Genomic DNA, 10,973 nt, shown 5'->3' with positions numbered 1-10,973 from the left:
CCTACACGCCAACGGTGACACCGGTCGTTCCAACTGCGGAAGATGCAGAAACCATTGATGTCCAAGGGAAAACACAAACTGCCAAACCTAAATTCACAGGTGGCGACAGTGATGTTCCGATGGATGACTCAGTTCCAGCGACCTTCGAAGATGGCTCGACTACAAAAGTAATCCCAGGAGTTGGTATCTTTACTGTATCTCCAGATGGGACCATCACCTTTGTTCCAGAGCCAGGCTTTACAGGAGTAGCCCCAACGGTGACCATCAAGCGGGTGGATGTCAACGGAACAGTGGTAACAGCTAACTATACGGCAACAGTTACCCCAGCTCCGGTTGAGCCAGATCAGCCAACTCCACCAGCACCGTCTGAACCAGAGCAACCAGCAACTCCAGCTCCTGCGAAACCAGAACAGCCTGAGTTGCCAAATACCGGTACTCAAGAGTCGATGACCCTTGGTCTAGCAAGTGTCGCTTCCTTGTTCGGTTTCTTCTTGCTGGCATTTGGAAAAAAGAAAGAAGAAGACCAATAAGAAGTCTGAAAGACTCTAGTCAAACATCTGACAAATAACCTAAAAGTCCTTTAGGTAGATGGCCAACCCAACCCTCAAGTTTCTCTTGGGGGTTGGGTTTTTGTTTAATAAGGCAAAACACTTTAGATTTCACGATTAAAAGTTTAAAAAATTCACAGAAATGCAACTATAAAAATGTGACCTAAACAAAAATCCTAAGTACATCGTCTTTTTAGCTTTAAAATAATGAATAAAACAACAGAAACCACCGCGATTTCGTTGATTTCAGGGGGTGTATGTTGTATAATGTAAGTTGAATAAATTCTACCTACAGATCAAACGAAAAGCCCTGGGAAGAAGGTGAAAGAAGCTGAGCAAGCTGATCACTGGTATCCATCGCTTCACGTTCAAAATCAACTTGTAGGAACGAATAGGAGGAGATTTTATGGAACAGGATTCCAAAAAACGACAGGGGATTTTTCAAAAGCTCTATGTCTTTTTCGCTACCTTGGTTCTGGTGATGAATACGGCTCTATCGGCCGTTTCTGTCTGGGCTGAGGATGCTGCCCCTGCAGCGACCAATACGCTAGATGTGAAGCTCACCTATGGAGATGGACAGGAGCATCCAGATGGTCAAACCTATGGCACAGGGGATACCATGTCAGCTTATATCAAGGTCACCCCAGAGAACCTGACGACCGAACCCAAAGAGGTGGATATCAAGGTTACCCTGCCCGGTAAGTATCTGAATTCAGCTAGTATTCCATCTTTTGACACCGCTTCAACCAAGGATGTGAAGGTGACTAAGGTTGGTGAGGACTACCAGCTGAACATCAAGTTTACGGACTACCAAAAGTCAGAAGCCCTCACCATTCCATTTATCGCCAACTGGAAAAGCGGTTTTCCGCCAACCAATTACAAAATGGATATCACAGGGACTGTGACCATCGATGGGACCACGACCAACCTCAATACTATCACCTGGAAACCCCAGTATACAGACTACAAGTTGGACAAGTATATCAATAATAATGATATGGCTAACATGAAGGATAACTATGCGGAGGCCATGCCGGGAGTCATTACGGGAGAAGATGGCAAGAACTACTTGAGTGAGTCCAGCTCTGTTCCTTTTGCTTTTGTTTTGAGCGGGATACAAGCTTTTTATGGAGGGCAGTATCGTCAATTGGAAAAAGTGACGATCACCGATACCCTTCCGACCTATACGGATAAAAATGGAGCGACTAGAACAGCGGTCCTCGATACCGAAAAGTCTGTCGGCTGGACGGACAACGGAGATGGAACGGTTTCTAAGTCTTTCGAAGCTAAAGCGAATAATAATGGGGCAAGTTATCACCAAGATTTCATGATTCAAATCAAGGAAAATAGTTTCCTCTATCTCAAGTTCCCGGATCTAGCAATGGACAAGGACCAAAAGGTGGAGGACCTACTGACCAAGGACTTGACCAATACAGCTAGCTTTGTTGGGGTTCCAAAAGAACGGGGCGAGGGAGAGCCTGATATCACCGGTGAGGATAGCCTCATCTTCCGCTTGACCTCTAAGGATCTCCAAGGCTCGGGGAGCTTTGCTAAGCGCTCCCAAGGGGATATCTTTGATACCCTTCCCTACAAGACCGCCAACTATGAATGGTCTCTGAACTTTGACAATAACACCCCGCTTCCATTTAAAAATCTAGTCCTTTCTGATACAGGTCTAGATAGTCGCCTAAAGATTTCCAAAATTGATATGGGCCGGATGATGTTGGGGATCTACGGAAATGGGCCAATGATTAGTCAGTATGTGGATCACTTGACCCTGACCCTAGAAGACGGCACGAAAAAGGACGTTGCCCTTGAAACCAAACAAGATGGGTCCGTTTCGATGGATCTGACCCAGTATGGGGTGGTGGTAGCTTGGGACCTAACCTTTAAGAGCGACTTTGAACTAGCCTCTGGTAGAGGGCTACGAATCCGCTCCTACACAGTCTTTAAGGATCCGGAAAATACCCGTGTCGACACTACAAATGACAGTAACAATAAGTACAGTAATCACGGGACCATGACCTTTAAGACCGCTGCAGGAGCTTCCTTGAAAAATGATGGTGATGCTTCCTTTGTGATGAAGCCGATTGCTGAAACGGTTAAGATTAATAAGCGGGAACGTTACAATAGTATGAACTTTACGGATGGGAAACACATTCAGTTCATGTTGGACTTCTCAGAAACGGTCTTGGATCCGGCAGTAGACCACGGGGATCTTCGTTTGGTCGACCTCTACGATCCAAATACCTTTGAGATCGATAAGAGTTTCATGGATCTGCAAATCAAAGAAAGACCTTGGTACAAGTCCTATGAAATTGTGGAGAACTACCACGACTCCGGTCGCAATGCCCTCATCATCCACCTGGACCAAGAGGCTCTGATAACAGAATTGGCTAGAACCAAAGGACAAGCACAGTTGCCTTTTGTCCAGGTCTGGTTAAAAGGAACCTTTGAAGGAGGTACCTATACCAATCACGTCTATGTGGTGGGAGATAACTTTGCAGAAAGTTCCTTGAAAAATGCCGTTGAAGACTCCTATGATCTTAATAACAACGGTTCTACAACCGATAAGCTGGCTCACTCTGAAGTCAACTACACAATCGTCGCAGCGGAAGGGATCTATGCACGGAAGTATATCGCTAAAAATGATGACCTTTCCGATGCTTCAGCAGTTGCTCGGACCTTTAAACCAGGTGAGACCTTCAACTATAAACTCACCATTAAGAACAATACCGATACACCGGTCGAAGAAGCTGTCGTTTATGACGTTCTTCCAAAGGTAGGAGATGTCAATACCTTAGACTCCTCTAACCGAATGAGTGAATATACCGTCTCTCTTCGGGGACCAATCACGGCTCCAGCAGGCTGGACTGTCTACTACACGACGGATGCGAGTGTGACTCAAAGTACCATGGCAGAGGCAGCGGATAAGGACATTTGGACCACTAGCGTCAGCGACTACAGTCAAGTAACTGGCTTTAAGATAGTGGCTGATAATGGAACCCAGATCAAAGCGCGGAGCGAAGCGAACTTTGGCGTCCCAGTTGTCAATCCTTCTGACTACTCGGACAAGGTTAAGGAACTCTTGCTCGAGCGCTCCAAAGACAATGCAGACAATGCGGGTCAAACGGGTGTCGTCCAAGCTCATAACCAATTTGGTTACAAGGCCAAATACCACAACGGAAATCGGGAATCCAATACCGTCACCTCCCAAATCTTTGCGGCTCATTTCTATGTCAAGAAAGTCGACAAGGATGATCGGACCAAGGGACTTTCAGGAGCTACTTTTGAACTTTCCAAGGATGGTACTGTCATTGATACCCAAACATCCAATACAGATGGGACGGTAGCCTTCCAATTCTTGCAAGAAGGGACCTATACCCTCAAAGAAACCAAGTCTCCTGAAAATTATCTGTTAGATGAAACGGAGCATACGGTGGTTGTGACGTATGATACGGACAATGTCCGCTACCATGTCACCATCGACGGGGAAGAAGTCGGCTCTAAGGCCAGTCCGAAAGTCATCGAAAACCAATCTGACTTACAAGAACTCGTGGCAGAAAAGAAATGGGACGATGCAGACAACAAGGAAGGTTTCCGACCTGAAAGTGTCCAATTCCAACTCTATAAAAATGGTCAAAAAGAAGGGGATGCAGTTACTGTCTCTGCTGCAACTAACTGGCAAGCAACCTTCAGCAAACTTCCAAAGACCGAAAATGGTCAAACCATTACCTATACAGTCAAAGAAGTCACCGTACCAACCGGCTATACTGTAGATACGGAAGAAGCCAGCTTTGTAGATGGAAAAGCGACGATCACCAACAAGCGCACACCTGAAATGACAGAAGTCACTGTTAAGAAGGTGTGGGATGACCAAAGCAATCAAGATGGTCTCCGCCCAAGCGCGATCACCCTTCACTTATTAGCCAATGGTGAGGAAGTTTCCAGTGCAGAAGTCAGCGGAAGTGGCGATGAGTGGAGCTATACGTTTAGTGACCTAGCCAAGTATGCCAATGGAAAAGAAATTGTCTATACCGTAACGGAGGATCGTGTCGAAAACTACACGACTGAAATAAACGGCATGACCATCACCAACCACTACAAACCTGGTAAGACCAGTATGACCGTCACCAAAAAATGGGTAGACGCAGACGATCAGGATGGTATCCGTCCAGATTCGATCAAGGTTCAACTCTACGCGGATGGGACAGCAACGGGTCAAGAAGTCGAACTTTCAAGTAGCAATAACTGGACAGCGACCTTCCAGGATCTGGACCAAAAAGCTGCTGGAAAAGACATTGTCTACACTGTGAAAGAAGCAGAGGTTCCGTCTGGCTATGAAGTGACGATTGACGACAACAACAAAGGAAACGTCCTTATCACCAATACCCATACGACTGAAACGACAAGTGTATCGGTCACAAAGAAATGGGACGATGCGAACAATCAAGATGGCCTTCGTCCAGATAAGGTCACAGTTGCTCTTTTAGCAGACGGTGTGGAAACGGGTCAGACGGTCGAACTTTCAAGTAGCAACAACTGGCAAGCAACCTTTACAGACTTGCAGAAAAAAGCCAAAGGAAAAGACATCGTCTACACTGTGCAGGAAGTCTCAGTACCAGAAGGCTACCAAGCCAGTGTCGATCATACAGATCCAGCGAACCAAGTGATCACCAATACCCATACTCCAAAAGAACCAACTCCACCAACACCTGAAGAGCCAAAGAAACCTAAAAAGATTTTTGGATTTTTACCAAATACAGGGACAACCATCTCTCTACTAGGACTCATCGGCGCAGTGATGCTGGGAGGATTAGGATACCTTACCCTTCGTAAGAAAAACAAAAAACAATAATGCGAAAGCAGCAAATGTTTTAAAAGAAGAGAGGGGGACAGAAATCGGTCATTCCTTAGAATTCGATTTCGTCGTCCCACCTCCGCATAGTTGAGTCGGGTTGTAAAAGCGGATGAAATCAGCGTCGTAGAGCCCCCTCAACCACTGCGTCTTGCGCAACAATCCAAAAACAATTAAGAGGCTAGGACTTTTGTCCTAGCCTCTTCTTTTTAGTTGGGGGATGAGTTTAACGTCTAAAGAATGAGAGGATTGAGCAGGTCTTTTCGTTGATACATCAAGGTGCCTGCTTCAGTTTCGGATCTTGAGATTTTCGGTTGAATTGACGCTAAAGAAATCGCTTGCTATACTGGAATGGCTTTGTGTTTTCCTCTGGACATAAATTATTTGAATGATGAATAAAAGTGTCCTTAAGTTAAAAAGCTTTTCGGACTATAATGAAACCATCAAAAAGATATCGGAGGAAAACACATGTCAGATTGGTTAGGGATCCGAGATCGGGTCTATGTCGTAACGGGTGGTAGTTCAGGGATTGGGCTTGCTATTGTGAGGGAGTTGCTTGCTGTTGGTGCTAAAGTAGCAAACTTTGACATCAAAGATAGTGACCTGAAAGACGATCGCCTTTTGTTTATCCAGACAGATGTGACGTCCCATGAAGCAGTCAAGGCTTCAGTTGCAAAGGTTCTGGAACATTTTGGAAGCATTGATGGCTTAGTCAACAATGCTGGCATCAATATTCCAAGCTTGCTGGTCGATACCAGAGAACCTAGAGGACCGTATGAATTGGATGAAGCTAAGTTTGACCGAATGATGGCCATCAATGTTAAGGGACTATTCTTTGTCTCTCAAGAAGTTAGTCGCATTTTAGCTGAGAAAAAATCCGGTGTCATTGTTAACATGGCATCAGAGGCAGGTCTTGAAGGTTCTGAAGGACAAAGTATCTACTCAGCGACTAAAGGGGCAGTTTATTCCTTGACTCGTTCTTGGGCGAAAGAACTAGCCAAACACAATATTCGCGTCGTTGGAATTGCCCCTGGCATCATGGAAGAAACGGGTTTGCGAACACTTGCATACGAAACGGCTCTCGCATACACCCGAGGCAAAACGGTGGACGAGTTGCGTGAGGGGTACGGGAATACCAGTACTATTCCGCTTGGAAGAAGTGGAAAGTTGAGTGAAGTGGCCGATTTTGTCCTTTATGTTTTATCGGACAAAGCCAGCTATATCACTGGTGTAACAACAAATGTGGCAGGTGGCAAGACTCGCGGTTAGAAACGAGGAAACATGAGTCTAGAACTCCATAAAAAAGAATTGCTCTATGTCTTATCTTCAGAGCCAAGCGTAAGCTACGTGATTATCGAAGAGAAACTAAACATATCCAAGCGCTCCATCAAATTATTGGTAGAGAGTCTACTCTACAGTTATGGTCATATTTTTTCTATACAGGAAAAAGGGGAGTCCTTATCCTTGACCATCTATGATCAGGAATCTTTTAAACTCTTGGTTATGGAGGAGTTATTACAGTCATCTGATTTAAATTCGTTTCATAAACGTCAAGCTGTCTTCTTTCGACGTTTGCTGGATGCAAATGGCTTCTTGTCAGCAGATGACTTAGCAGAGGAGATGGGAATCAGCCGACGTAGTTTGACACGAGATATGGCGCGGATGAAGGAGCTTCTGACTTCGTATGATTTGCTTTTGATTTCAAAGCCGGGTGTAGGAATTTGTCTGGAGGGTTCTGAACTAAATAAACGCCTACTCTACCTATATGAAGTGGTAGGTTACTTAGAGCAGGCAATCGAATTACCTGAAGAGGTGATCGACACCTATACAGACTTTATTGCAAGCAAGCATTTTCCATTGGAAGTGCAGAAATCGTTTCTATCTACCTTGCAATTGACCTGGAAGAGGCGCCACTATCCTCTTGAACGCTCAGACTTTCACTGGTTTACCAGACAGACCGAGTTAGATTTGCCAACGATTGTTTATGAAGTTTTCGATTTTTACTGGGGACGCCCCATCACCGAAGAGGAAAAATATTTCTTGACCTTCCCTATGCAACTAGGGCTTATCGCTGCAGATGTAGAGCGTCAAGATGTCTTGTCTGTTGTACAGTCTGCTCTCGCCTTGACCATCAAGGAGTATGGGATTCAGCTCGACATAGAAGAGGATGCACTCCTTTTGCAACGTCATCTTATCTACTTGCTTAATCGTAGTGTCATGAAGTGGGAATTGACAGAAGTGAGTTTACGAGAACAGTTACTTCAATCCTCATTTTCTCATGTAGTAGCAGACTTTTTTCTTCGCTGTTTCTCAGATAAATTGCAGATCACGATTTCAAAAAAGGAGGTTCCCCTCTTTGCAGCCTGGATGGAATTGCTTCTGGCACGAAAGAGCAAACCTCTGATTGGAAAAATTGCAGTTGTCTCTCAAGCGGGTCAGTCCTTTAATGTCTTAGTCGAGCAACAAATTCTTCAAATTTTTGGAAATGATTGTCAGATTACTTTTTTAGAATTTACAAATCATGCACCTTATGAGGAATTGGAGGCCAAATATGACCTAGTCTTTACAGATAACTTGATGTATAGTGAAGAGCTATTCAAGTCTTGTATCTCCCTAACTATCGTCACAAGGGAAAATACGAAAGAACGTGTTCGGATGGAACAAACAGTTTTAGCTCGGAAAATTCAGCTGTATTGTCAAGTCATCTCTACTCAGTTTGAAGCAGGAGAAAGCTACGAAGCAAACTTATCCGCTCTCCTAGGACGATTAGCAGATGGGGGCTTCATTGATCACAGGCACATTCAAGATATCCTTGCTAAAGAGGAAAAACGGCCTGCAGTCTCCAGTAATGGATTTGCCTATCCTCATTTGACTTCAGAGACATTACAACAATTGACAATCGTCGTTTTGGAAGAAGAATGCTTGGGTTTAAAGCATCTAAATGGTTTATCTGTCGAAGACTTTATTCTATTATTAGTACCTACAAAATTGGATGAATTTCAACAAGATGTACTGTATAAGATTTTTGACAATATTTTTCGAACGGAACAAGGTTGTGTGAAGGAACGATTAGGGATCCCTTACATGACGGAGTTACTTCATGTGTAGCAGGAGGAAAAAATGTATTCAATCTATCTCATAGCTGGTCTAGTCATTGCTGCGTATATCCTGCAAATCTTATTGGGCCTGCGACAGCTCAAGAATTTTAATCAAGCATATATGCAAATGAGACGTCAAGGACGCGTCGCGATTGGTCGCCGTTCAGGGAAACTTCGTGCAGGGACGATTGTTTTATTTGCTGTTGATAAGAACGGGACGGTTTTAGATGGGAGGAAAATGCAAGGAGTCACAGTTCTGTCCAAGTTTAAGGCAATGCCTTCCTATATAGGACAAGATATCCATTACCTGGATACCTATAATCCCTTAGTCAGATCTGAAAATAGACTGCTACAAATCGCGATAGAAGATGCGAGAGAAGTTTTCTTACGAGTAGAAGCCGGGAATTATGATGATAAAATGGTCGCGTCGGCCTTTGATCTTTCAACCAATTGGCAATTACTCAAGGCTCGATTTAAATGTGGAATCAAATAAAATAAATTAAAAAGGAGATATTCTTATGAATGTTGTAACTCGTTTTGCAGAAGGGTTTATGAACCTCTTTCAATCTGGTGCCGAAACCTTTATCAGTTGGATGACGGGTATTGTACCAGTTGTCTTGATGCTGATGGTTTTGATGAATGCGTTGATAGCTATTATCGGAGAAGAACGCATGAATAAACTTGGGGAACTTTCCGCTAGGAATCCGCTAACCCGGTATATGATTTTACCGTTTTTGTCGGCCTTCATGCTAGGAAATCCGATGGCTATGAGTATGGGACGTTTCTTGCCAGAATTTTATAAACCAAGTTTCATTGCTTCACAAATGCAATTTTGCCATACGTCAAATGGGATTTTCCCACATATTAATCCTGGGGAACTCTTTGTATGGTTAGGAATTGCATCGGGGATTCAACAACTTGGATTAAATGAAATGGATTTGGCTATCCGCTATTTATTAGTTGGTTTGATTATGAATGCAGTTGGTGGATGGGTTACAGATTTTACGACTGCTTGGGTATCGAAGCAACAAGGTGTAACACTCAGTAAAGAAGTAAAAGTGGTCAACTAGCATAGAAAGGATGAAAACGATGGCTTATAAGAGTATTAAAGTTGTTAGAGGTAATGGTGGATTTGGTGGACCGTTAATCATTACACCAACGGAAGAAAAACATAAATTTATTTACATCACAGGTGGTGGTGAAAAGCCAGCAATTGTGGATAAAATTGCAGAGTTGACAGGAATGGAAGCAGTCAATGGTTTTAAAACTTCCATCCCTGATGAAGAGATTGCTTTAGCTATTGTAGACTGTGGTGGGACCCTTCGTTGCGGGATTTATCCAAAAAAAGGCATCCCAACCATTAATGTGGTTGCAACTGGGAAATCAGGCCCGTTAGCACAGTACATCACAGAAGATATCTATGTGTCATCCGTCGGTCTGGATCAGATTACCCCTACTGATGAGACAGCATTAGTTTCTGACTTGAGTCAAACCACCGCTCCTACATACGATACGAGTAAAAAAATTACGGAACAACGAGCTCAAACAAGCTTTGTGGCTAGAATTGGTATGGGAGCAGGAAAGGTAGTGGCCATCTTCAACCAGTCCGCTCGAAATGGTGTGCAGACAATGATTAACACGGTGATCCCGTTTATGGCCTTTGTAGCTTTACTCATCGGGATCATCAATGGATCAGGGATTGGAACGTGGTTGTCTCATCTACTGAGTCCATTAGCAGGTAGTATCTGGGGCTTGATTCTTCTTGGATTTATCTGTTCGCTTCCATTCTTGTCCCCTTTGCTTGGGCCAGGGGCAGTTATCTCCCAATTGGTCGGTGCCTTGATTGGGGCTGAAATCGGAAAAGGGAATATTCCTCCACAGATGGCCCTGCCAGCCTTGTTTGCCATCAATACACAAAACGGCTGTGATTTCATCCCAGTTGCCCTAGGTTTAACAGAGGCAGATGCGGAGACAGTAGAAGTAGGGGTACCATCTGTGCTTTATTCTCGCTTCCTAAATGGTGTACCACGTGTCATCATCGCTTGGATCGCAAGTATCGGTCTTTACAGCTAACGCATACAAAAGAAGGAAAGAATCATGACAAAAATATTTGAAACAACAGTGACAAAGATTGGTCCAGATGCGCAAAACATGATAGATGAGGCGAATATGTTCATCTTATTTGGGGATGGTGCACCAGATGACTTGGCAGACTATTGCTTTACACACAATTGTAGGAAAGTTGCAGGAGACATTCATCCAGGGGGCTATTTGGTCATCGATGATGAGGAGTATCTGATAACTGCTGTTGGTTCTGTTGTGTCAAAAAATTTGTCGACTCTTGGTCATATTACAGTAGCCCTGGATGGCAGTACGGAAGTGACATTGCCCGGGACCTTGCACATCCAGGTGACAGTCCCTCCTGTCATTCAGCAGGGATCCGTTATACAAATTTATGAATAAAGGAGG

General features: G+C 44.0%; 8 protein-coding genes. All 8 read left to right on the top strand.

Annotated elements, in window-relative coordinates; translation table 11 throughout:
• A partial coding sequence (locus tag STRDD13_RS07350) for an LPXTG cell wall anchor domain-containing protein (RefSeq protein ID WP_156471292.1) occupies positions 1 to 530 on the top strand: 530 nt, incomplete at its 5' end.
• A gap of 424 nt (positions 531 to 954) precedes the next feature.
• The gene (locus tag STRDD13_RS07345; protein ID WP_067103578.1) at positions 955 to 5,406 is read left to right on the top strand and encodes a Cna B-type domain-containing protein; all 4,452 of its coding nucleotides are present in this window, start codon (positions 955 to 957) and stop codon (positions 5,404 to 5,406) included.
• A gap of 468 nt (positions 5,407 to 5,874) precedes the next feature.
• Positions 5,875 to 6,675: an SDR family oxidoreductase gene (locus STRDD13_RS07340; protein WP_067103577.1), complete on the top strand. Its 801-nt coding sequence runs from the start codon at positions 5,875 to 5,877 to the stop codon at positions 6,673 to 6,675.
• A 12-nt stretch (positions 6,676 to 6,687) separates the two neighbouring features.
• Positions 6,688 to 8,514: an HTH domain-containing protein gene (locus STRDD13_RS07335; protein WP_067103575.1), complete on the top strand. Its 1,827-nt coding sequence runs from the start codon at positions 6,688 to 6,690 to the stop codon at positions 8,512 to 8,514.
• 12 nt (positions 8,515 to 8,526) lie between these two features.
• The gene (locus STRDD13_RS07330; RefSeq protein WP_067103573.1) at positions 8,527 to 8,997 is read left to right on the top strand and encodes a transcriptional regulator GutM; all 471 of its coding nucleotides are present in this window, start codon (positions 8,527 to 8,529) and stop codon (positions 8,995 to 8,997) included.
• Positions 8,998 to 9,022: 25 nt separating this feature from the next.
• Entirely contained in the window at positions 9,023 to 9,574 is a 552-nt protein-coding gene (srlA, locus tag STRDD13_RS07325; RefSeq protein ID WP_067103571.1) for a PTS glucitol/sorbitol transporter subunit IIC, read from the top strand.
• Between the two features lie 19 nt (positions 9,575 to 9,593).
• On the top strand, positions 9,594 to 10,577 hold the full coding sequence (gene srlE / locus STRDD13_RS07320; protein WP_067103569.1) for a PTS glucitol/sorbitol transporter subunit IIB: 984 nt from the start codon (positions 9,594 to 9,596) through the stop codon (positions 10,575 to 10,577).
• A 24-nt stretch (positions 10,578 to 10,601) separates the two neighbouring features.
• Entirely contained in the window at positions 10,602 to 10,967 is a 366-nt protein-coding gene (locus STRDD13_RS07315) for a PTS glucitol/sorbitol transporter subunit IIA (protein ID WP_067103567.1), read from the top strand.
• Positions 10,968 to 10,973: the final 6 nt, after the last annotated feature.

Source organism: Streptococcus sp. DD13, assembly GCF_001578875.1.
Taxonomy (GTDB): domain Bacteria; phylum Bacillota; class Bacilli; order Lactobacillales; family Streptococcaceae; genus Streptococcus.
The sequence above is the reverse complement of the archived record's forward strand: the minus strand, read 5'-3'. Positions and strand labels throughout refer to the sequence as shown.

Coding starts and splice junctions, on each gene's coding strand:
- STRDD13_RS07345 (WP_067103578.1), top strand. CDS start 955: ATGGAACAGGATTCCAAAAAACGACAGGGGATTTTTCAAAAGCTCTAT.
- STRDD13_RS07340 (WP_067103577.1), top strand. CDS start 5,875: ATGTCAGATTGGTTAGGGATCCGAGATCGGGTCTATGTCGTAACGGGT.
- STRDD13_RS07335 (WP_067103575.1), top strand. CDS start 6,688: ATGAGTCTAGAACTCCATAAAAAAGAATTGCTCTATGTCTTATCTTCA.
- STRDD13_RS07330 (WP_067103573.1), top strand. CDS start 8,527: ATGTATTCAATCTATCTCATAGCTGGTCTAGTCATTGCTGCGTATATC.
- srlA (WP_067103571.1), top strand. CDS start 9,023: ATGAATGTTGTAACTCGTTTTGCAGAAGGGTTTATGAACCTCTTTCAA.
- srlE (WP_067103569.1), top strand. CDS start 9,594: ATGGCTTATAAGAGTATTAAAGTTGTTAGAGGTAATGGTGGATTTGGT.
- STRDD13_RS07315 (WP_067103567.1), top strand. CDS start 10,602: ATGACAAAAATATTTGAAACAACAGTGACAAAGATTGGTCCAGATGCG.